The sequence below is a fragment of the Pseudidiomarina sp. CB1 genome (assembly GCF_024752025.1).
In the GTDB taxonomy this organism is placed as follows: domain Bacteria; phylum Pseudomonadota; class Gammaproteobacteria; order Enterobacterales; family Alteromonadaceae; genus Pseudidiomarina.
Genome location: NZ_JANTPU010000001.1, coordinates 1,217,708 through 1,240,345 on the forward strand (window position 1 = coordinate 1,217,708; position 22,638 = coordinate 1,240,345).

The 22,638-nt window shown below is 48.5% G+C and carries 20 protein-coding genes; 8 read left to right on the forward strand and 12 right to left on the reverse strand.

Going from position 1 to position 22,638, the window contains the following annotated elements:
* The first annotated feature begins 4 nt into the window (after positions 1-4).
* The 4 genes from NV375_RS05855 (at position 5) to NV375_RS05870 (ending at position 2,423) form a co-directional block, all read left to right on the forward strand.
* Positions 5-304 carry a hypothetical protein gene (locus tag NV375_RS05855; protein WP_258807299.1) on the forward strand — a complete coding sequence of 100 codons (300 nt, stop codon included), beginning with the start codon at positions 5-7 and terminating at the stop codon, positions 302-304.
* A complete protein-coding gene (locus NV375_RS05860) occupies positions 291-1,238 on the forward strand; it encodes a hypothetical protein (protein ID WP_258807300.1) in 948 nt (315 codons plus the stop codon). Before NV375_RS05855 ends, NV375_RS05860 begins: the two co-directional genes overlap by 14 nt.
* On the forward strand, positions 1,228-1,650 hold the full coding sequence (locus NV375_RS05865; RefSeq protein ID WP_258807301.1) for a hypothetical protein: 423 nt from the start codon (positions 1,228-1,230) through the stop codon (positions 1,648-1,650). Before NV375_RS05860 ends, NV375_RS05865 begins: the two co-directional genes overlap by 11 nt.
* Before the next feature lie 101 nt (positions 1,651-1,751).
* Positions 1,752-2,423, forward strand: coding sequence for an NUDIX hydrolase (locus NV375_RS05870; RefSeq protein WP_258807302.1), 672 nt, complete (start codon positions 1,752-1,754; stop codon positions 2,421-2,423).
* Here the strand turns inward: NV375_RS05870 and NV375_RS05875 are convergent.
* Positions 2,420-3,724, reverse strand: coding sequence for a DUF2061 domain-containing protein (locus NV375_RS05875; RefSeq protein ID WP_258807303.1), 1,305 nt, complete (start codon positions 3,722-3,724; stop codon positions 2,420-2,422). The genes NV375_RS05870 and NV375_RS05875 overlap by 4 nt on opposite strands.
* A 184-nt stretch (positions 3,725-3,908) precedes the next feature.
* Here NV375_RS05875 and NV375_RS05880 point away from each other — a divergent pair, with 184 nt between their 5' ends.
* A complete protein-coding gene (locus NV375_RS05880; RefSeq protein WP_258807304.1) occupies positions 3,909-5,720 on the forward strand; it encodes an acetate--CoA ligase family protein in 1,812 nt (603 codons plus the stop codon).
* Here NV375_RS05880 and NV375_RS05885 read toward each other — a convergent pair.
* The 10 genes from NV375_RS05885 to NV375_RS05930 all read right to left on the reverse strand — a co-directional run bounded on the left by NV375_RS05885 (position 5,713) and on the right by NV375_RS05930 (position 18,640).
* On the reverse strand, positions 5,713-6,321 hold the full coding sequence (locus NV375_RS05885; protein ID WP_258807305.1) for a 2OG-Fe(II) oxygenase: 609 nt from the start codon (positions 6,319-6,321) through the stop codon (positions 5,713-5,715). The two genes, NV375_RS05880 and NV375_RS05885, sit on opposite strands and share 8 nt — an antisense overlap.
* 4 nt (positions 6,322-6,325) lie before the next feature.
* Positions 6,326-7,132 (reverse strand): sulfotransferase, encoded by an 807-nt coding sequence (locus tag NV375_RS05890; protein WP_258807306.1) that lies wholly within the window; start codon positions 7,130-7,132, stop codon positions 6,326-6,328.
* 21 nt (positions 7,133-7,153) lie between these two features.
* A complete protein-coding gene (locus tag NV375_RS05895; RefSeq protein ID WP_258807307.1) occupies positions 7,154-8,425 on the reverse strand; it encodes a capsule assembly Wzi family protein in 1,272 nt (423 codons plus the stop codon).
* A 94-nt stretch (positions 8,426-8,519) separates the two neighbouring features.
* Positions 8,520-9,401 (reverse strand): polysaccharide pyruvyl transferase family protein, encoded by an 882-nt coding sequence (locus NV375_RS05900; RefSeq protein ID WP_258807308.1) that lies wholly within the window; start codon positions 9,399-9,401, stop codon positions 8,520-8,522.
* A 24-nt stretch (positions 9,402-9,425) separates the two neighbouring features.
* Positions 9,426-10,394 carry a glycosyltransferase family 2 protein gene (locus NV375_RS05905; protein ID WP_258807309.1) on the reverse strand — a complete coding sequence of 323 codons (969 nt, stop codon included), beginning with the start codon at positions 10,392-10,394 and terminating at the stop codon, positions 9,426-9,428.
* An 18-nt stretch (positions 10,395-10,412) separates the two neighbouring features.
* Entirely contained in the window at positions 10,413-11,939 is a 1,527-nt protein-coding gene (locus NV375_RS05910) for a lipopolysaccharide biosynthesis protein (RefSeq protein ID WP_258807310.1), read from the reverse strand.
* Positions 11,936-13,390 (reverse strand): glucose-6-phosphate isomerase, encoded by a 1,455-nt coding sequence (gene pgi / locus NV375_RS05915; protein WP_258807311.1) that lies wholly within the window; start codon positions 13,388-13,390, stop codon positions 11,936-11,938. Before pgi ends, NV375_RS05910 begins: the two co-directional genes overlap by 4 nt.
* A gap of 170 nt (positions 13,391-13,560) precedes the next feature.
* Positions 13,561-16,323: an SLBB domain-containing protein gene (locus NV375_RS05920; RefSeq protein WP_258807312.1), complete on the reverse strand. Its 2,763-nt coding sequence runs from the start codon at positions 16,321-16,323 to the stop codon at positions 13,561-13,563.
* Between the two features lie 19 nt (positions 16,324-16,342).
* The gene (wecA, locus tag NV375_RS05925; protein WP_126771332.1) at positions 16,343-17,455 is read right to left on the reverse strand and encodes a UDP-N-acetylglucosamine--undecaprenyl-phosphate N-acetylglucosaminephosphotransferase; all 1,113 of its coding nucleotides are present in this window, start codon (positions 17,453-17,455) and stop codon (positions 16,343-16,345) included.
* A gap of 18 nt (positions 17,456-17,473) precedes the next feature.
* The gene (locus NV375_RS05930; RefSeq protein WP_126771334.1) at positions 17,474-18,640 is read right to left on the reverse strand and encodes a nucleotide sugar dehydrogenase; all 1,167 of its coding nucleotides are present in this window, start codon (positions 18,638-18,640) and stop codon (positions 17,474-17,476) included.
* 161 nt (positions 18,641-18,801) lie between these two features.
* Here NV375_RS05930 and NV375_RS05935 point away from each other — a divergent pair, with 161 nt between their 5' ends.
* The 3 genes from NV375_RS05935 to NV375_RS05945 are packed head-to-tail and all read left to right on the forward strand — an operon-like array spanning position 18,802 to position 21,827.
* Positions 18,802-19,704 (forward strand): hypothetical protein, encoded by a 903-nt coding sequence (locus NV375_RS05935; RefSeq protein ID WP_126771336.1) that lies wholly within the window; start codon positions 18,802-18,804, stop codon positions 19,702-19,704.
* The gene (locus tag NV375_RS05940; RefSeq protein WP_126771338.1) at positions 19,697-20,533 is read left to right on the forward strand and encodes a hypothetical protein; all 837 of its coding nucleotides are present in this window, start codon (positions 19,697-19,699) and stop codon (positions 20,531-20,533) included. The genes NV375_RS05935 and NV375_RS05940 overlap by 8 nt, the downstream gene beginning before the upstream one ends.
* The gene (locus tag NV375_RS05945; RefSeq protein ID WP_126771340.1) at positions 20,514-21,827 is read left to right on the forward strand and encodes an O-antigen ligase family protein; all 1,314 of its coding nucleotides are present in this window, start codon (positions 20,514-20,516) and stop codon (positions 21,825-21,827) included. The genes NV375_RS05940 and NV375_RS05945 overlap by 20 nt, the downstream gene beginning before the upstream one ends.
* Here the strand turns inward: NV375_RS05945 and NV375_RS05950 are convergent.
* Positions 21,814-22,623 carry a glycosyltransferase gene (locus NV375_RS05950; protein ID WP_126771342.1) on the reverse strand — a complete coding sequence of 270 codons (810 nt, stop codon included), beginning with the start codon at positions 22,621-22,623 and terminating at the stop codon, positions 21,814-21,816. The two genes, NV375_RS05945 and NV375_RS05950, sit on opposite strands and share 14 nt — an antisense overlap.
* Between the last annotated feature and the right edge of the window lie 15 nt (positions 22,624-22,638).

Genomic DNA, 22,638 nt, shown 5'->3' on the forward strand with positions numbered 1-22,638 from the left:
CGTTATGAAAAGCTTATTCGCAAAAAGTGCTTTGCTGTTAGTACTTGCTTCGGCATTTGCTTTGACGGGTTGCGACGGTAGCTCAAGCAAAGCTGGTGATGATAACGGTGGAGACGGTGGTGGCGGTGGCGGAGGTGGCGGTGACACCAACACCTCTTACCGTCAGTTCGTTCGCGATGCGTATGCTCAAGCACCAACTGACATGCCCTTGACCGTCAATGACAAGGAGTTCACTTTTGACGTCATGGACACCGCCGAATTCGACGACCTCGTGCAAGGAGGTTCCATCGATGGCGGTTCATAACACACTCACGTGCGTTATCGCCGGTGCGCTGCTCCTACTCGGGAGCAGCGCCATCGCTGGCGAACGCCACCACCAAGATCAAGGCACAGAGGGCAACCCTGCGCTGCTGCAACAAGCTGACGCGTTGCAATACAATCATGAATTTGATGCTGCACTACAGCTATTATCACGGGTCATTGCGCAAGGCCAGTATGTTGAACAAGCGCGGTTAATGCAGGCGCGGATTTTGCTTGCACAAGGTCGCATTGACGCCGCACGGGAAAGCTGTGCCGCCTTAATGGGCAAGGCTTCGCTGACAATAACAGGAACCTGCTTGCTGGAGGTCAGAGGTCGTGCGGCTTTCTCTGAAAATGACCAACAAACACTCGAGCAAGCCTATACCCAACTACAGCAGTTGGCCGTTCCACTGCGAGCTGAGCGGAGCGATCAGATTTCACCCGAAATATTCGTTTGGCAACGCCAGTTGCTCGCCGAGCAAGCCTTTCTGCTGGGGCGCTTTGTCGAAAGTATCCAATGGTTGAACTATGCCGACTACAACGAACACCCGACCGTGAACCAAATCAGACTCTTAGACAGTTGGCTAGCGATGAAGCAGCCTGAGCGGCTCTTTGCCGTGCATGACCACTGCCCGCAAGTGGGCAAACTACCGCCGGACAGCATTATTGTACGTCTTGCCGCCGCTGAACGTCAGCGCAGCACGGAGCAATGCTGGCAAAAGCTGGCCGCAGAACGTATCGCGATTCGGGTTGCACGTGCAGATCCGTTACACACTTCTGACCTCGCCTATTATTTTGTGCATGTCGCGCCGAATGCGGCGCAAGCGCAGCAGTATGCTTCGCAAAATTACGCGGTAGCGCGCGAGCCTGCCGATCAGCGCTTACTCCTTGCTGCGCAGGCATTACCGACTCAACCGGAGGCCTCTAATGAAAACTAATTCACTTTCACTGGTGCGGAAGCTGTGTGTTTGCAGCTTTGCCATTCTGCTTGTTCCTCTGCTTCAGCAAAGTGCCGCGGCACACAGTTTCAGCACCAGTTTTTTGACCCTAAGTGCGCATGAAGACAACGCGCAGTTGCGCTGGAGTTGGCGCTTTACCGCTCACGACATCGAAGCGCTAACCGGCAGCTCCGATGCCGCAGCGGCATTGCCGTTGCTCGGTGAGTGGTTGCGCTTTAATGACGACTGCCGCCCAGAGCCAAACGGCACTGTGGAACAAGGTGTCTACGCGGGTGAGCAAACCTATACGTACAGCGGAACAGCGCCCTGCGCGTACAGCACAGACATCGACTACACCGTGCGGCACATCTTCGGCCCCCTGCCCGACCATAAGGTCCTGCAGAGCAAGTAGCCCGTAGTTCTACTACGGGTTGGTTCCAAATAGCGTAAACGTCAGATTAGACCCGTGGTAGAACCACGGGCTACACGCAACGCGGATAAGCACGGTCGAAGATGACCCGTGGTAGAACCACGGGCTACCAGCGGGTCAATATTGACCCGTTGATGAATTGCGGGCAACATGAGCGCCACTGTAGCGCAACTGAATTGACAAGCATGAGCAAGACATATCGCGGCGATCACCGCCTAGGCGAAATTGAAATTATCGAAGAAATCAAAGTCTTTGAGAATCGATTTGCGACCCTTTACAACGACAAAGTTGTTTTTCCTAGCGGTGCCACCGGCGAGTATCTGCGCTTTTGGTGGAACGCTCCGTATGGCGTGCTTATCATCGCCAGCACCGCGCAACACCAGCTCCTACTTATCCGCAACTTTCGTCATGAAGACCGTGCCTGGCAGTGGGAGATCCCAAAAGGATTTGGTGAACCAGAGCTTACCCCCGAAGCCTGCGCCGCAAAAGAGCTGCACGAAGAAACAGGCTTCGCTGCCAGCAGTTGGCACAAGCTGCATACACTCGACACACATGGCACGCCAACCCACGTTTTCCGTGCGACGCTAGCCGCTGAACAACTTGCCACGCCGGAAACGTCTGAAGCCATCGCACAAGCCAAATTATGCAACGTCGACGAATGCCGCCAGCTGATTGCTGACGGTCAAGTTCACGATCCCATTACCTTGTACGCAATCACCCTGCTAAAGCTCGAGCAAGCGCAACAGCAGGCTTAAGAGCTCGCAACCACCGAGGTATAGACCGTCTCTGGACGCTCATTAAGACGCCGCTCCGCGCCAATTTTTTCATCTTGTTGCGAGCGCTCTAACTGCGCCGCATACAAGTGCCGTTCGGCATCGAGTTTACGCTGATCACGTTCATGCAACTTATCGAGCACTGAGCCGACAAAGAAGTTCGCCATGGTCAGCGCTCCGCCGGTCAACGCATCACCAGTAAGCGCCAAACCAAGAGAATAAGCGCCAGCTTCTTGGCCGACTTTACGCATGCTCTGCAAATGCCGATAGACCTTCTCAGCACGCCTTAATTTAATACCAAGTTTGCGCCGAATGATCATATTGTCGATCAAGCGCTGGTAAACGATCAGTGCTTCGGTTACCTCACGTAACTCATCTTCATTACGCACTGGTTTTTTACTGCGCTTTTGGTAGGTTTTGTACTCAGACGTACTACGTAAATAGAACACGTCTTCTAACTGTAATTGCGCCAAGGCCTGCTGATAAGAGCTCAAGTTCAAATCGGTTTGTAGTGCGAGTACCGAGGTGACTTCAGTGGCTGCTGCCGCAGTGGTCGCATCGGTGCCGGTGACAAGGTTAAAGGCTTCTTCGTGTAACGGTGAATAAATCGGATCAGCAGCCATCACTGTCGGAATACCGGTAATATACGGTGCATCAGAAATTTTCATCAGCAAATCACGGTGCCGCACCCACGTTTCGGCGTGGCCGTTAGCGGTCAACTCTGCGCCTAATCCTTGTTGCAGGTAAATACGTCCGAGCCCTTGGTTACGCTCGCTTTCTTGATTTAACAACTCGACGATATAAGCGTGATCATCAACGCCAAATTGGGCCACCACATGGGGCAAATTCATGATGCGCATGACGCCGTTAGTGTAATTATCACGGAGCTGCGTGTAGTTGTAGAGTGCGATTTCACAGCGCGAATTGATCAGTTCGAGATCGTCATTGGCTTGGAATTCATCAGCATTTTGGGTGCGCTGCTTGCCCTCGGCGACAAAAGCATCGCGTACTTGAGTTAACGCGTGTCCTTGCGGTGCATCGTCTGGTGCGCGTACCGCGACCGACAAAATATCTTTGTTCAAGACTTGGCGAAAGTCTTCATTTTTGGTCAGTAGGCGGCGGAAATTCATGCAATTGACGGCTTGCGCATCAGAGAGCATCAGCTTTTCATTAAACAGCAGCGCATGCTTGAAATAGCTGGCGAAGCTATCGAGTTTGCTATGATCCCACGCCAACGGCACTTCAGTGTCCGCGAGCATCCAATACGATGGAGCTTGTTTCATGAGAGTTTTTTACCTTTTTGTTTTATCGAACACCCGCAGTAGCCCGTACTTCTAGTACGGGTAAGCCATCCCCCGCAGTAGAACTGCGGGCTACATCCAAACGCATCAAACTGCGGGCTACGTACTCGCGTCTAAATCGGTTATGCTAGCGGGCAAACAACATTAGGTCTACTAGGAAATAACAATGGATTATCAACTAAAATGGTTCAAGCCTGGCGAGCAGCGCTACGTCAAAGGCTATCTGAATGGCCGCCGACAACCGTCGATGTTGATGCATCTTACGCCGTCACCCCAACTTTTAGACTTTTTCGCGAACGCGAAACCAGCAGCGCTAAAATTATTCGAAAACATCGCGCAATGGTGGCAAACCCATTTACACCGTGAGCTACCACACGTGCGCCAAGTACATGACTGGCAAACCCTCTTACTACAGCTCAGCGACTGTACCGAGCACTTACTGAGCTACTTGGACTATCGCATTTTGCCGCACAACGACCACACCACGCTGCCGCCGCATGCACAGCTCACCCAAGCCGAATCAACAGTCTTGGTAAGCGTCCCCCATTGCTCGCCGCAACTCGTCGCGCGCGCATGGAGCGTGGTGGTCATGGTTGCTGAGCTTCACCTACGTGAAAAGCATCGCCAAACAAGCGACAACATCCCCGCAGAAGATTGGCTGATGCAAGTCCTCACGCCACTGCGTGAACCAATGAAAGAAGGCATCCACGAGAACTTTTCCAGCGCCGCCTACGAATTGGATATTCCCATCTATCCACTGCATGGACGCCTTACGCAGTTCGGCCAAGGCCACAAGTCACAATGGCTCGAACACAGCTTTACCGAGCAAACCAGTGTCTTGCCCGTGCGCGCCGCGCGACATAAATGGTACGCCAACCGCCTATTACGGCGCGCCGGACTACCAGTCCCCCCACAGTTTGCCGTAAAAGATCAAGCAGAAGCTTGCACCGTCGCCAAACGCATCGGTTATCCAGTGGTCGTGAAACCGGCCGATCTCGATGGCGGCATTGGCGTTGCCGCCCACCTAAGCAAAGAAGCCGAACTGGTCGAAGCCTACAAAAACGCCCGCAAGCACAGCTCAACTATCGTTGTTGAACAACACGTTGAAGGTCGTGACTATCGCATCCAAGTGCAAGACAACGAAGTGGTCTTCGCGGTCGAACGCGTTCCTGCTGGCGTCATCGGCGACGGCAAGCACACCATCGAACAATTAACTGCCATTGAGAACAATCATGAGCGACGCCGCGAAGGTCCAAAAAAGAATTTAGCCACACTGAAGCTCGACGACGAAGCCTTAAAATTACTGCAAGCTCAGCAAATGACCAAAGCAAGCATTCCACAACCAGGTCAATTCGTTAGGTTTCGTCGCATCGCCAATATGTCTGCGGGCGGCCGCCCTGTACCAGCACTCGACAACATGCATGAAGACAATAAACGACTCGCCATTCGAGCCACGCAAGCGCTACGTCTAGACGTTGCTGGCATAGACTTGATCATCCCCGATATTAGCGTGTCATGGCGCGAATCTGGCGCGGCGATTTGTGAGGTGAATGCCTGCCCAGACCTAGGTCACACCGCAGGGCTACTTTTATACCGAAACCTGCTGCGCAATCGTATCGAAGGCAATGGCCGCATCCCCGTTTACGTCGTCCTCGACCAAGCCAACCCCGACGCACCATCAACGCTGCTGCAACAAACCGTCGCCAAGCTTAACAAGCAAGGACTAACCATAGGCTGGAGTGATCACAATGGTGTCAATGTAAACCAAGAACCCCTGACGCACGGCCAGCAACATTTTGCCGCCGCCTTTAACATGCTGAATTCGCAACAGAACGTTGCCGCTATGGTGTTACGCCTGAACGACCCAAGCGTACTCCAACAGGGATTACCGATGGATAGAATTGATGAGTTGCTGTGCGCGACCGAGGCCGATCGCGCAACCGCTTTGTATGAACTCGCAGAACAACAGGTTATTTAAATTCGCGCTCGTGGAACCACAAATTGAACGCCCATTTCTCACCGGCAACGACGGGCATACCCGCATGCAGCGACTTTGGATGTACGTCTGTGGTGCCGCGAACCACATTTTCAAAGACCAGTAAGCGACCTGGCTTGGGCGCCACATTGATATTGAGTTTAGAAAAGTAGGTGGAACCGCCACTTGCCGGCGAATTGATATAGCCTAATGCGGTAAACAGCCGTTGCCCGCCGCGCGCAGTACAACGTTTACCACGCTCAGTGTTCATATCGTAGGCATCGAAATGCGAACGGTATTCCTGACTTTGGTCGTAATGAATCACCTGAAAGCTCTCGGCATTACGTAACGGCAACCCAACCTGCTGCGCAATACGGCTACCAAGGTCAGTCACTACCATTGAATGTTTATGGCTAATCCATGCCAATTGATTGGTTCGCGCTTTACTGTAAACACCTTCAGCATCTGAGCTGACTTTCGCGCGTTGCATTTGCTCACGAGCGGCATTGATCAGCTGTTGCCCCTCAGACTCAGTAAAAAAGTCATCAATGATATAAACAAGTGGATCCTGACTGAGCACATACTTTCGCAATTCACGCATCATGTTCTTACCCTTTTGCTGCCGAGCCCCACAAGGCTAAAGCATCATCTATTTGCGCCAATTCTTCTGCGGTCAACGCATCGCGTTTATGCAGCGATTCTTTTTTAAACACCAGAAATTCCGACGGCGGTGGCGTCGCAATAAAAGCAGCGATAGCTGCCATCGTACTTTTCATCGACTCGCCGACATCTTCATACTGCAAGACCATTACATTATCCGGAAAACGCGTCGCAACTTCATCAATTCTTTCCATATGACTCGCCCACCGAAACACATCGCGTTGCAGATCAGAAAGTTGCTCTTGGTACACTTTAGCGTTCTGCGGAGTTACCCCTAAAAAACCATTGGGTTTGGGGTAATGGGTGTGGTTTTTTGCCCACTGCGAAACCCCGCCATGCTTTTTCATCGAATAACTCACCGACTGCACATTACGCTTGAGCGCTAAAAATTTTGCCTGTGGAAACGCGGCAAGCAATTGCTCAACATTCCATAAGTTGGGGTGTGTTTGATCAAGAAACAATCCGTCTACTTTGCGCATCATGTAGGCGTAATAGCCAAGTTGAAAAATCGATAGCGGTTTTTGCGCAACCGTGGCATTACTGATCGACCAAAACATCTCGGGGCTTTCCACCCCGCCATAGTAGTCTGACACTTGGGGGAATTTATTCACACAGCGACAGAGCATATGCGTTCCTGAGCGCCCGGTTCCCACCACAAATACCGGCCCATTTTGTTGCCGATCTCGCGTGACATAAGCCCACAGGTACAGCGGGTACTTAAGCAATTGTCTGATTCTTCTCGCTATCCTTCTCATTACACATCCATCGTCTTCGTGTTACCAACGAACCTCATAGCTCGCTATTACGTTTCCAAACGAATCTTCGCGTCCGTTCTCGTAGGTGTCTTTCCAGCCTTGTAAGCCAATCTCAATACGCCCTGCCCCCAGCGGATAAAAAGCCACCGCTTCGACTTGCTGAATCCGTGCGATACCGGGGCGAAACTCAGGTAAATACTGCCAACGTGCAAGCCGACCGAAGCTATTATGATCGCGGCGCACGCGGGTATCTTGCAAGCGTACATCGTAACCATGACCGTTATTCCGGAACGTTGCATAACCTAAGGTCGTAAGACTGCGCAGATCACTACGGTCGTGTTCAGCATAAACGCGTGACAGACTACCGGCTTCAGAGAAGCTCCAATCGAAACCAACCATATGGCCATTGCCGCGCACCCCTTCAACATCATGCTCACTGGTGCTGCCATAGAAACTGAATTGATACGGCAAGGTCAAACGCGCATCGAAAGCCCAATTCTGTGAAGTATCCTCAAGCTCAGACTCAGTGTACTGCAGCCCTAACTCAAGCATCTCATGAGCCCGCCAGCCGGCCCGTAAACCAAAGGCTTGCTCGCGCTGCCATGTTTGTGTGTCGCCTTGCAGTAAAAATTGCTCTTCACTTTCGCCCCAAAACGAGGTGAATGTAAAACGTTGCATCGCACCACTCGCCGCCGATGGCGTATAGGTCGCTCGCACCGAGCGTAACGGCAACGTACTTAAGGTTTGCAAGCCATCTTTCGCTGACCCAGGTGACCACCAGTTTTGCACCTGATCCATCGACAAGGCCCAGTCACCCACCATCACTGCCGCGTAGCTCCCCTGCCAAGACAAACTATCGGTCTTCACCCGAGGGTTCAACGTCACGTCGCTGGTGCGATAAGTAACGCGCACGCGGCCTGCGACATTTTTGCCAATACGCTCGTGGGTAATGGTGGCAAAAGCTTTACCTTCCATCGGTCGGTGATAACTTGGCTGAGCGCCAGTGTCCGTGGTACCAGCAATTTTGAAACCGGAATAATGCCCGCGTCGATGATACTCAAGTAAATGACTCAACTTGTAATAGGCGGTACGCTGTAACGGCGTTAGCGTTGCCGGATCAAGCCGCTCAAGGTCGGCGATCAATGGCCGCCACATCACCGGGAAAGTAGTCACCGGTGCCGACAACAAACCTGCATCAGCAAGCACTTGCAACGAATGACGAACATGCAGCTCTTCAGCATCAAGCCATGGCGTCGCTTGCACGCTTGGCACCACTGAAAGCGTTAACGACAAGCAAACGATGCTCAGCAGGTACCGTAACCGAAGTCCTAACCTTCCCGTTAGCATTGCTGTTTTTCTTATCATGGGGTCATCCAACGTCTTCTTATTATTGTAGTGGCAGCGCCGCCCGCAGCTTAGCCTTGTCGCCTTGATAATAATGCACGGCAACCTTATCACTCAAGGTTTGTACTAGCGCGTCGACATCGCTCATGGTAAAGACCTCATGAGCCTTCGCGTGCTCGGCGTCGGTAGTGCTGTAATAATCCAAGAATTTAAAGTCACCACCCAACACCTTATCGCTAAATCGCATCCAAAGGTTAGGAATACCATAGCTGTCGGCAAGAATCAGCCCGTGTAGTGACGACGACAAAATAGCCCGGCACTCTAGTAGATCATTGATAAAGCTTTCTGGGTGCTGACGCACACTAATCAACTTGGCATTCAGTTGCCGCGCGAGCTCTTGCACGGTTGCCAAATCTTCATCGACATAATGCGCAACAATTCCCACGTCATACTTAGGTTCTTGACCTTCAGGACGATAGATGTCCGGCATCAAAATCGCCGGATCACCTAACGGCAGGTCACCGACATCAAGTCCTTTTTCGCGCAGTAAAGCGAGCGTCTTATGACCACGCACAGCACAGATTTGCGCAGCGCGCAGCTGGCTGTAATCAAACGGTTGGTTTGGGTCAATCACACCGCTGCCCCACACCCAACTGTTCGGTGAGCCGAAATGCATAATACTACCCACTCCAAGTACGTGAGGCACCGCATCGGTTTCAACACGTTGCACTTTGCGCCCCGAAATCGCCTCGGTTAAGTACACATTGAGCACGTCACCAACGTTTAACGTGCCGTGGAAGTACTTGAGCGGGAGGACGTCAGCGCCCTGAAGCTTGCGCTCTTGGTTAAAGCGGCGTCGATAAACTAGCCTACGCTTAACGTGGTTTATGGCTCGCTTACAAAATGACAATATTGATACCAACACTTCGACACAATTCCTTCTAATTCATTATTTATTGCGATGCTGTAAACCAAAACGGCTAGGAAATAACAAGCGAGCGATCACTTGTATGCCGAATTTAGGCGATTTAATTTCAAACAATTTTTGCCAAAGAAAAAGCCAGTCTATTTTCCGACCAACCTGAATCGATGCGTTAACGTAACTAATCGAAAAGGAGTGTATACGCTTGTTAATGAGTCTTGCACCCAGCTTACTAAAATCTTTCGTACGCTTCAGCTCGGTAAGCGTATTTATCGTTGCCCTGATTCCAGCTATGTGACTATCGGTACGACGAATTGTCATTGTTGAATTTGGCCGTATGCGTCGCCGAAAATAAATCGTATCTCTAACCACAAAAGTTGTACATGCGAAGATCAGCGGGAATAGTACTTCTTCATCCTCATGATAATAACTTTTGAACCTCAGTTCATTATCCGTCCACACACGCTTCTTAGATATATATAAGCAAGGACTACATGAGATCGAGCCACGCTGCTCGAGTCCTTGTAAAAAGGCTTCTCTAGTCGGAAAATATCCCTCAAATCCTCGACGGTAATCTGGCGTCAAGACATTGTCATGACGCTCTCCCTCATAGAAACTTTCACCTGCAAAAAAGAGAATCGATGGAAAGTCATTTTCACGGAGAAAATCTTGCATATCTTTGATGAAATTTGGCTTTAGAAGATCATCAGCATCGAAAAAATAAACATACTCACCTGATGCTTTCTCTAACCCAATATTACGGGCGATGCCCTGCCCTTCATTTTGCTTACTAATGATCTGCGACGGAACCTTGAATGTGTAATTATTCAACAGCTCGAGAGTACGATCTGAACTTCCATCATCGATTACAATTATCTCATCAGGCAAAACAACTTGTTCGTGCAATGAGTCAAGCGCTGCTACGATATAGTCTTCAACGTTAAATGCAGGAATGACTACAGTTATCCTGACTCTGTCTTTAATTTCGGAAGCCACTGGTTTCTCTTTTGCCGATTAATTGTGCCGTAACAAACGCCTCATGACGAGTTTGCTTTTGCCCACAATAAAGTTGCGTTCTGCTCGTGTTAAACCGAAGAGGATAAGGAACAGACTATAAAGCAACAATATTGTTACCAAGTTCACTAGTAGGTTTTCACCTAGCACATACAAGATAAACACCATTCCCGCCCCTCCAATACTTCCTAACATTACACAAGGGAATAATACTTTTAAAAAGTAGGAAGATATGGAATAAACAAAGATGCGACGTAACATAATAATACGCACAAACATCGCCACAATCGATAATCCGATAAGCACCCAAAAAGCAGACTGCGGCGGATATCCGTATGAAAAAGCCACGTAAACCATCGGCAAATTCAATAACTGCACCCCCGCTACCATAAATTGGTAAAGCCTTATGCGACCAGTTGCTTGCGATACTGCCATTAATGGCTTACACGTCGAATCGATGATGATATTTACCAGCAATAATTGCACGAAAACGGTCGCATACTCGGGAACGTTTACCAACCACACTTCAAGTATCGCTTGGGTGTTAAACAAAACAGGAAACGCCAAAAGTGTTATCAAGAAAAAGTTATAACGTGACCCATTAAACATAAGTGCCGTCGTATAATCTAAGTCTCCTGAGGAATACGACTTCATTAATTGAGGATTGATAGCTTGTTGTAAATTCATCACGAAGCTGCTTAACGCATGCCCAACTTGAGCGGCAATTGTTCGCGCAGCATTTAATGCAGGGCCGAAAAAGATATTCAGCAGTATATTCACACCTTGACTCGCAGCTACACCCGCGAGGGTTCCCCACATTGTCCAACTTGAATGGGAGAACAACTCTTTAAACAAAGCGGTGTTCCAATGAATTCGCAACTTCGCTGCCGAAAACTTACGTAAGCAATAACTAATATAAACAGCAGCAACCAGAGCAGCTACCAACGCCATTAGTACGCCATAGCTTTGCAGTACGTCGAACCCCAATTTACCCAATAGTAAGACCGCAGCAAGCTTCAAACTTGCGTCCAGGATACTTACCCAAGCATAAACTCGCATATGCTCGTGTGCGATGATCAGTGCATTAAATGGTACCATCACGATAGTGACGAGAAAGCTTAAAACTGCAAAGTGATAAACAAATAATGCGGCATCCATCCTTTCATCGGGAATCGTAAGCTCCGAAGCAACGAAACTGATACCCAAGGTTTCAGCAACGAAGAGAACTCCCAAAGCGATAAGAACATGTATATTCAAGCTCATCAAAAAGGTTGAATTCACCGCTTCTGGGTTCTTCTTTCCCATCGCATGAGATAAAAAACGCGTGGTCGAAGTTGACATGGCACTTAAGACAAAACCCAGCATGGCCACAAAGCCCGCTACGACATGGTAAATACCAAAATCTTCAACACCCAGTACGTCAAGTACAACCCGCGAGGTATATAAAGAAACCCCCATCGTTATTAACATCCGGGTATAAAGAAACCCGACGTTTTTCACTAGTCTGGAGGTATTTTTAAAACTCATCGAGTCAGTCTTTGAATCATACTTTGGGTACTATCGTCAAAGCTCTCGTGACTCGTACCCTTGATTACTGCAAGGACTTCTTTGGCTACCTTTTTGCCAAGTTCAACACCCGGTTGATCAAAGGAATTGATGTTCCAAATAACCCCTTGCGCAAACACCTTATGTTCGTAGGCGGCAATCAGCGCACCAAAACTTTGTGGGGTTAACTCATCGACGAATAGCAAATTCGATGGGTGCAGGCCCGGATAGGACTCACCGTCACCAAACCACATCAAGCGGCGGTGTGCCAAGCAGTTTGCCACCGACAGCGTTTGTTGTTGGCGCAAGCCTTCTTGTACATCTGGATTAAAACCTGGTGCTTTGCGGTGCAGCACAGCAACAAAATCAGCCGCGAAATCATCGTAACCTTGATGTAAGTGTTGGAAGAATGCGTGCTGGCCGTTTGGTCCAAATCCACCCCAAATAATGGGGCCGGTTGGGTAATCGATTCGCTTACCGTCGCGATCTTGTTGTTTGCCGTTACTTTCCATATCGAGTTGTTGTAAGTAACTCGGCAAATACCTTAGGCGGCCGTCGTACGGCAGCACTGCGACGTTGTTCAAGCCGCGTTCTTCACGGTTATACACACCTAATACCGCCATCAGTAGCGGAATGTTCTCAAGTAACGGTGCGCTGCCGAAGTGCTCGTCCATCGCGTGAGCGCCTTCGAGCATTTTGGCAAATTGATTGGCGCCAATACTTAAAGCGATCGGCAAGCCAATCGCTGACCACAACGAATAACGTCCACCAACAGAGTCTGCGAAGCTAAGCTGTTGTGCCGCAGGAATACCAAAATCGGTCATCGCTTTATTGTTGCTGGAGACGCCGATGACGTGCTGTGCCAGCCACTGCTTTTCATCCAACTGCGGTTTAATCCAGCGCTTTACCGTGTCGACATTGGCTAAGGTATCGATGGTGCTAAAGCTTTTCGACGCAATAATAAACAGTGTGGTTTCAGGATCGACGATAGGTAGCACTGCGTAGAGCTGACCGCCATCCATCGAGCTAACGAAATGCACGTCAAGCTGGTGCTCAACGTTGTCATCGGCAAATTCTTTGAGGGCGAAGCTGCCCATCATGGGGCCAAGGTCCGACCCACCAACACCGATGTTAACGACGTCAGTGATAGGTTTACCTGTTGCGCCTAACCATTTGCCGCTGCGTAACAGACGAACCACTTCGGAAAAACGATTGCGCCCGCCCGCTGCAGCAACCACCGAGTGGCGACTACGGTTAAGAACATGGGTGACTTTGCGCCCTTCACTCGGGTTATCGTATTCGCCTTGCAGCAGTTGCTCGCGGAGGTGTCCGAAGTTTTTCGGCAAGCGCTTAGCGGCAAAGGCCTCGATGGCGTCAGCATCAAGGCCTTGGAAGGTATAATCGAGGTTTAAATAGTCCGTCGTTACTTGCATGGTGTCCTGTTTTTAATTCTTCGGCGGTGTTCGGCATACCCCGTGGTAGCCCGCAGTTCTACTGCGGGTCAAACCAGCCACTGGCTCGGTATCAAACTATACCCCGTGGTAGAACCACGGGCTACAATCATTTCGGCGGTGTTCGGCATACCCCGTGGTGGACCACGGGGCTACAGTCCGCTTAGAGCGGCGAGCGCTACACCGACTTGATACATGATCTGGGTTGCGGTGGTCCACAACTCGATGTTGTTCATGTATTGCGTATCCATTGGCACGACGATGGTGTCGCCCGGCTCGATTTGCGCAAAGTTACCTGAACTGAACCATGAGCGGCGCTCTGGCACCACCACGCTGCCGTTCGCCTTGATCACATAAATACGCTCATCATCAGCTTTCTGACGCAAGCCGCCGGCACGCTGAATATATTGTTCCAACGAAATACCAGCTTCGTGTTGGTAAGAACTCGCTAGTTGCACCTCACCAATAATCGACACGGTATTTTGCATCGTCGGTACGTACAAGCGATCGCCATCTTTCAGCTGAATCTGATTACCATTAGAGGCAAGCAGCTTATCCAAATCAATAATTAACCGACCAACCGCTTCAACATTGGTCAAGTCGCTTAACAACTGGTTCATCTCGCCATAGGAGACCGAATTGCCAGAATCAGTAATGGTGTTCGAGGCAATATCCCGACGCAGTTGTTGCGCCAGCTCGCCTAAACGACGACGCTCAGCTTCACGCAAATCCTCACGGGTGAATACCGCACCACGCAAGAACGCGAAATCAGTGAAACCACCGGCTCGTGCAATAAGGCTACTCAGTGTTTCGCCACGACGAATGGTATAAGTACCTGGGAAGCGAACTTCACCTTCAAGAGCAACTTCCAGCGTGTTCTGCCACTGCGGAATCGGCAGAATTTGCACGCGATCGCGGCCTTGAAGCGCAATCTCTTCCGCACCGTCAAGCACGTCTTTCACGTTAAACGGTACATAATCCGAAGTTGCCTCACCGTCGCTATTAATGCGCGTTCGTGTAATTTCCGCACGCGCAAGATACGCCGACTCACGAAGTCCACCAGCTGCGGTAATCAACGATTGCGCATCAGCGTTTTCGGTTAGCGGATAAATCCCTGGAAAGCGAACTTCACCGTTGATGTAAACCAACGGTAGGGTTCCAGTAGCGCTAAATTGGTTGCGCAGCTGGTAGAGCACCGGCTGCAACAAGCGATATCGAGAAAACTGCGAATAATAGTCCTCGTCATGCTCTTCTTCACCGCGCCCCTCTAGGGAGAACAACGATCCCAACTGACGATCCAACTGCGCCGAAGCCTGAGGCTCGGTGCTTTCTATTTCCTGAGAATAAATCCCTTCGCCTATCAAACGATCGAGATATTGCTTGCGGTAGACTTCAACCACACGTTGACGCTCTTCGCGCGCTTTTTCGGATTCAGTTTTCAGCCAACTGGCTAGTTGGTTCTTCTCAGCTTCAACCGATTCATAACGGCTAAAAACCACTACTTGGTCACGCGGTTGCAGCGCAAGGTTTTCACTCTCAACCCCATTGATCGCCCGCGCCACATCGAACTGATGAACCTTGATACGACGGCGATCTTCGCTCGAACGCACCAATAAACCAAAGGTTAAATCCGTAATCGGCAACAACGCAGACTGATAGCTAGGAATCAGATCTTTGATGCGCATACCTTCGCGCCACTCATAAGTGCCTGGACGTACCGCTGCACCAATTAGCATGACGCTATCCACTGGTTCCTCAGCTACCGCGGCAATGGCCACGCTATCGCCACCACGCAAGTCATAAGTAATACCCTGCCGCGTTAAATCCACGGTTTCAATCCGACGCACACCATTACTAATACGCTCAATCTGTACCGACTGTTTATACGCTGTCGGCAATAAACCACCAGCAAAACCCAAAACATCGCGTAACGTATCATTGTCTTTCAGTTCGTAAATCGCCGGTCGTAACACCTCGCCATCCACGCTAACCGTTTCACCGCGAGTAGGAATAAAGACCACATCGCCAGACTGTAAACGCACATCGTTTTGCGCATCCCCTTCGGTGAGCAACTTATAAAGGTCGAATGTCGCAACCGTATCGCCGCCACGCTTCACCTGAATCGCACGCAACGACGCAATTTCGCTAACCCCGCCCGACGCGAACAGTGCTTGACTGACCGTTGACAACGAACTAACCGTGTAGGCACCTGGTTTATACGCCTCGCCTACGACGAAAATCTGGATGCTACGCAGCTCGCTCATCGACACCGCGGCTTCCATACCGATCATGCGCTCCTTCACGGTGGCACGGATGAGCTCTTTGGCTTCGTCGTAGCTCAAGCCAGCTAGGTTCAGCGGACCCAAGCTATCAAGCGTGATCATGCCTTCATTATCAATGGTCGCAGTGATGGTTGAATTGGACTTGCCGTAAAGCTGAATACGCAGCGCATCACCTGGGCCTAGAATATAGTCGGCAGGTACAGGGGTATTCGTGAGCGCATTAAAGCTGGTCGGTTCGCCACTAAAAATCTCGTAGCCGTAGGGTTGCAAGGCGCTGTCATCTTCGGCTAAACGCTTCTCTAATTCACTTGGACTTAACTCATTAAGGGGACGTCGTTCTTCTTCGGTTTGCGTTGCAGCGTTGCGTGGCTGCATTGTTGACGACGAATCATTACTGCGAGGCTGTGATGCTTTCGCTTGTGCTTCAAGTTCACTTAGAGTCAGACCAAATTGGCGGGCGATGGCTTCTTGCTGAGCGCGCGGCATCCGTTTGATCTTTTCAATCTGCTCCGCGGAAAGCTCCATATTTTGTGCCATAACAGCGACGCTAGGCACTGCAACTAAAACCATACTTAAAGCAAACAGTGACGCCTTAACGACACCTGCAAATTTGCGCTGCAACCGTGATTTCACGCTGGTATTCCCCTTTTAATTATTTATTATCTGCTGCCGGTTCGATTTCGCGTTTTCTGCGCACCCATGAAACAATGCGCCAGATGTTCTTCAGCATCAACAAGTAGAGCACAAAAATGCCGACAAAAACGCCAAGAACAAGCGGCTCAGGCGCGGCTGACCATTCCAGTACAAGGCCAACGAACATTAGGCCTGTCGCTAGTGCGCTAATCACCCCTAATGCTTGCCGTGAACTAAAGCCCGCGCGCATAAAAATGTGGTGCAAATGTTCGCGATCAGGCTGGAAAGGCGACTGCCCTTTCAATACGCGGCGCGCCAAAATCGCCAGCATGTCCATCAACGGTACCGCAATCAACCAAAGCACCGCAACCGGACGAATTGCTGTGGCTTCGCGACCTTGTTGGAGCCAAAGCTCTTGATAAGGCGCCGGATGCGTTAACATGATCAGCATCCAAACGATGGTAAAGCCGATCAACATCGAACCCGCATCGCCCATAAAAATCTTGCGAATATTTCGTGATTTTACGCCCACATTCCTGACCAAATACGGAATCAACGCACCAAATAAAATGGTCGCCACCATCGCAGGCAAAGCTAACCCAGCTGATAAACTTAAAATAAAGATGCCAGCGAAGGCAACCATCGCCAATGCGCCTAACAGACCATCAATACCATCAATCATGTTGTAAGCGTTCATGGCCGCAACCATCGCTAACAAGGTAAATGGCATGGCAAACACACCAAGTTCAACAACGCCAAACCCTAACAAGTTACCTAGTTGCGCAATCTGCACATCAGCGCCAAACACCACAACAGCTGCCGCTAAAAGCTGCGCAATAAAGCGTAAACCCGCATCAATATCGTAACGGTCATCGAGTGCGCCGATCAGCACCATGAAACTTGAAGCTACTAAAAACAAGCGGAATTCGGGGTTCACCGGCACTACAGCCAGGGAGAGTATAAGCATCGTCCCGTAAACGGCTAAACCGCCCACCAACGGAATTCGCCCTGTGTGCTGCTTTCGTTCACACGGCGTATCAAGCAGTTCAGTTCGCTGAGCGACCGGGATCAAAATTTTGCACAAGACACTCGACAGGAGCGTGGCAATCGTTAACACCAATAAGATGCTCATTAACTTTGATTTCCTTTTCTAATCGCTGCCAAAAACATCGCGCGTGTAGACTTTTTCTTGCACGTCTACCATCTCCTTCGCATGACGATTAGTAATAATGACATCACTCATCGCTTTAAATGCAGTCAGATCATTTTCAACATCCCAACCTTGGAATGTTGGCCCTTTGATGGTCGGCTCATAAATCACTATTTTTACACCTGCAGCGTCCAAACGTCGCATCACACCTTGAATTGCAGATGAACGAAAATTATCCGACCCTGCCTTCATCACAAGTCTATACACACCCACCACATTGGGCTTCAGCTTCAAAACGTCGGAGGCAATAAAGTCCTTTCGCGTGCGGTTTGCTTCAACGATAGCTCCGATCATGACTTGTGGGACATTATCATAATTTGCCAGCAGTTGCTTCGTGTCTTTAGGTAGGCAATACCCCCCATAACCAAAGCTTGGATTATTATAGTGCGCTCCTATGCGAGGGTCGAGGCACACACCGTTAATTATTTGCTCCGAGTTTAGTCCATGGTGTGCAGCATAAGTATCAAGCTCATTGAAGAATGCCACACGCATGGCTAGATAAGTATTTGCAAACAGCTTAATCGCTTCCGCTTCGGTAGGAGCGGTAAATTGCACGGGCACATCTTCGCGCAAAGCCCCGTCCTTCAAGAGCTGTGCAAAGGCCTCTGCGGCGACTCCTTGCTCCCCAACGATGATGCGAGAAGGATACAAATTATCATAGAGCGCCTTGCCTTCGCGCAAAAACTCCGGCGCAAAAAATAAGTTATCGATCCCCTTATCGCGGCGCATACGCTCAATAAAACCGACCGGTATCGTCGAACGAACCACCAGTGTGGCCTCGCTTTCGCAGGCAACAATACCGTCGAACACAGCTTCGACACTACTCGTGTCAAACCGATTGGTTTCAGTATCATAGTTGGTCGGCGTGGCAATCAGTACCCATTCAGCACCATTAACTGCTGACGCTAAATCCGTGGTCGCTGATAAATGAAGATTTTTGGTAGCGAAAAAGCTTTCGATTTCTTTATCGACGATTGGGCTTTGGCGACGGTTCACCGCTTCAACACGCTCACGGTCAATATCCACGAGCACCACATCGTGCTGTTGCGCCAATAAAACAGCATTCGACAGGCCCACATAGCCCGCTCCAACCACTACAATTTTCATAATCACAAAAGAATGTTAAAAATTTTGCGTGTAGTTTACGATACTGAGTAATTTCAGCAACTGACATTTGGTAATTTTTACACTCAAAGGCTCTAAGTGAATAGCAAATTAGCAACGCATTCGCTAAAATCGACGGCCAAATCAATAAAGAAGGACCTAAAATGAGTCAAAAGCCTCTCATTATTTTCTCTAGTGAGCAGTTTGTCCAAAGCGCCAAAGCACTGAGATTGTGGTGGCTCGTGGTACCTCTTTTTCTTGGACTAACGTTTTGGGGAATAAAGGCTGTTTTACCCACTGAATATGAAGCATCTGCAGTGTTAGCTCCTAGTGAAGAGCGCACTGGTGGACTTGCTGAGCTTGCCGGCGGCTTATCTGGATTAGCTGGACTGGCCGGCATTGATATCGGCGCATTGCGGTTAAATAATACGCAGCTCGCAATTCAGATTTTACAGTCTCGTACCTTTTCTTATTTGATCATCGAAAAATACGGTCTCATGCCTTACTTGTTAGCCGTCGAAGGATGGAATGATGAGAAGCAACAACCGATTTTCGACAACGACATTTATGACGCTTCTAACCAAAGCTGGAAGGGCAACAAGCCCCCAGAGTTATGGGAAGGTTACGCCCCTCTGCGCGAAATTGTTTCAATTGAAAACGATCGTACAACTCGCGTTGTTAAATTAGCTGTTACTCACGTAGACCCTGTATTCGCAAAGCGCCTAGTTGAAATACTAGTTGAAGAAATTAATGACTACATGCGCGCGAGCGACAAAAAGAAAATAACCAAGCAGATTGATTATCTAACATCTACAGTGAGCGAAATTCAGCAAGCAGAAGTTCAGCAATCGTTACTCTATCTTCTTCAAGAACAGTATAAAAGAGCGATGCTGATTGAGGCGAATAAGGATTATGTTTACGAAGTCATTGATCCTGCAGTTGTTCCGCAAAAACCTGTTGGTTTCTCAGGTTTAGTCTGGCTAATTGTTGGATTAATTGTTGGCGTTTTTCTAATGCTCACACTGAATATTTTACACGCGTATCGATACGCCAACACCGATGACTAATCTGACGTTAGTTGATTATTTCAAGTGGGTTTTCCGTCATTGGCTTTTAACACTCTCGTTAGTGGGCCTAGGAGCTCTCTCTGCATATACCTATGTGAATATGTTACCCAAAGTATATCGCTCTAGCGTCATTTTCACCTTAAACCCAGCGGCTTATCATCAAGGTATACTTAGAGAAGTTGATGATTCGGTAATAGGAGGGCACACCGCAAAAACTTCCGAAGCTCTTACAAGGCGTCCAGAAGTTCGTTTTGCGTTTTATGCTAGCAGCATGGAGTTTGCCGAGCGGGTCGCAAAAACCTTATATGCAAAATCTCCAAAAGTGGACGAATTTTTTCAAAGCCAAGAAGAATTTACCTATTTTGTGAAACAATATTTGGATTATTACCGTTTTCAACTAGACGAACTGCACATCATACACTGGCATAACTTGTATCGAGCTGGTTTAGTCGAAGAGCTGAAATTAATCGTTTCAGAGCTAAATACTGTAATGCTTGAACAGTTGATTGCAGAATTAACTTCTCAAAAAGAAAAGCTTGGAGAGTTATTTGAGTCAGCCACTGACCCCAGCTTTCAAGAAGTTATCAGTTTGCAACTAACCATTGTGAACACTCGACTTTCTTTACTTACAACGAGCGATTTTAAGCTCATCAATTACACATCTGAAGTTGAAGCACCTACTGGTTCTGTTTTCCCTAAACGAATATTCGTTATGGTCACATTCATGCTCTTTTGGATGATTGTTGGACTGACGGGGTTGAGCTCATACCTCTTGATCAAAAAGCGACGACAAGCACGAAAGGTCACCGATGAACGTTATACTTTCTAAGTCACAGCTAGGTTGGCTACTGTCAGTCGCACTTGTTTTTCCAATCATCTGGTTGGACACGATGTATGGCGTACTATCTTATGTAGGTCTCGACTTCTTAAGAATCAGTTTGTTGTATCGCACGCTGTTATTACTCATAGGCTTTTATTTAGCCTATACATTGACTGGCCCCATACCTTGGGTGATAAAAAGCTTTATGCTTTTTTGGTCTTTGATGCTTCTGGTTTCTACGTATCCAGATGGTGAAATTCTTTTCACACGCGACGTAAACCATATGATGCGTCGAATATACCCCTTCTGCGTCCTTTTGATTTGTTTAAGCTTATTGCAAAAGTTTGGTGATAAGACCGAGCTCTTTTTAAAGGGGATCGCACACTTTGGATTGATCTTTAGCATTGCAATGATTTTTTCGTTAGTAACAGGGATCGGCAATCAGAGTTATGGCGATTACGCTTTTGGGGTTCAATCGTTTTATATCGGCGGTAACGATGTAGGCTTAGCGGCTTTGTTGAGCTTATGTGTTCTTTTCGCAAATCTATATAAAAAAATCAATTTTCGGAATCTTATTAGTGTCGGAGCATGCATACTTAGTGTAATGCTATTAGGAACAAAAGCGGGATGGGCTGCCGGAGCGCTTATTACTGCGAGCTTTACTTTTGTGATTGCGTTGTTCTTAAGACCCAAATCAAAAAAACAAAAGTTCTTAAAAGTTGGCATCATCATCTCGGTAGTATCGAGTATTTCCGTCGCCTCAGTATACGTAACCAACAACTTTGATTCTTTTAAATTTCAGTTTGAAAGAGCCTCCGAGATACTAGAAGGAGAAAACCCTCGCGCTCGATTAGTTGAGTCAGCTAATCGCCATTACGACACGTATCCTCAGCAAATATACTTAAAGGGAGATGGAGCTTCCTTTTTTGAAGGCGTTGGTCGAGAGTACTACGTTATAGATAACAACAAAGGCTCGTTTGATGTTTACCGCGAAATCGAGCAAGAGTGGCAAGATGCAGTGGGGCATTACGGTGTTCCTTACGCAACATTCTTATTCTCAACTCACTGTTTCTTAATTTTACTAACGGTAATTTTATTTTTTAAATGGCCAACGGTCGACCACTTTGCATTCTGCTTAGCTTTATTTATTTATCTAGGGCACGGTATTATGGCTGGCCATGCGTTTGTTAGCGGCCAGCCTAGCCACCTTGTAGCAGTTATTTATGCCATTACCCTTTATCGACTTTCCATTCTGTCAAAAACCGACAAAAACCAGCTCAAACCACGAGTTAACGGTTCATGATTCGAAGTAAAGTACTTAATCCACGATAATAGACGTAACGAAGCGAGAGCTTTTTGCCCTGGCGACCCAAAATCCTACTTTTCATCGAATAGGTTTGTGAAGGTTTGAATGCATCTCTATGTTTCTCGATGAATTGATAAAAACCCTTGACTGATTTCGGGTTGCTTGAGATGCGAGTTTCACCATGTGAAACATGAACATTCATCAAAGGCTCGCTAATGCGCTTAGCTGTTCCAAATTTACACACTAAACGATAAAAACATTCGTAATCCTGAAGCGAAACGAAACTTTCATCAAAACCGCCAACCGCTAAAAATTTCTCTTTGGTGGTCAAAACCTGATTACCCGCATTATTTAGATAGAGCTCAGTATCAGGAGTCATTATCATATCGGTTGCCAAAATAGGCTTAGATTTTTTATTTGTCACCCACAACAGTCCTGTCGAGACAAACGCATACTCTTCCGAATATGCCGCAACCATTTTTTCAATCCTCGTAGGTAAGAACTCATCGTCATCATCAAGCCCAGTGACAAAGGTTCCATTTGCAGCCTTGATCGCCTTATTGCGACTTGCGCAAGCTCCAACACTTTCGTCATTGTGAATGACGCGAATATTTGCGTGCGTTTCAGTTAGCTCATCTAGGAAGCTAGCGGTGTCGTCCGTCGATGCATCATTGACCACAATTAATTCCCAGTTGGGATAGGTCTGAGCTTGGACGGAAGCGATCGCTCTTTTTAAAAGATGTAATCGGTTTTTGGTTGGCATATAAACCGTCACTAACGGCTGATCACTCATCGTACATCCCTATTC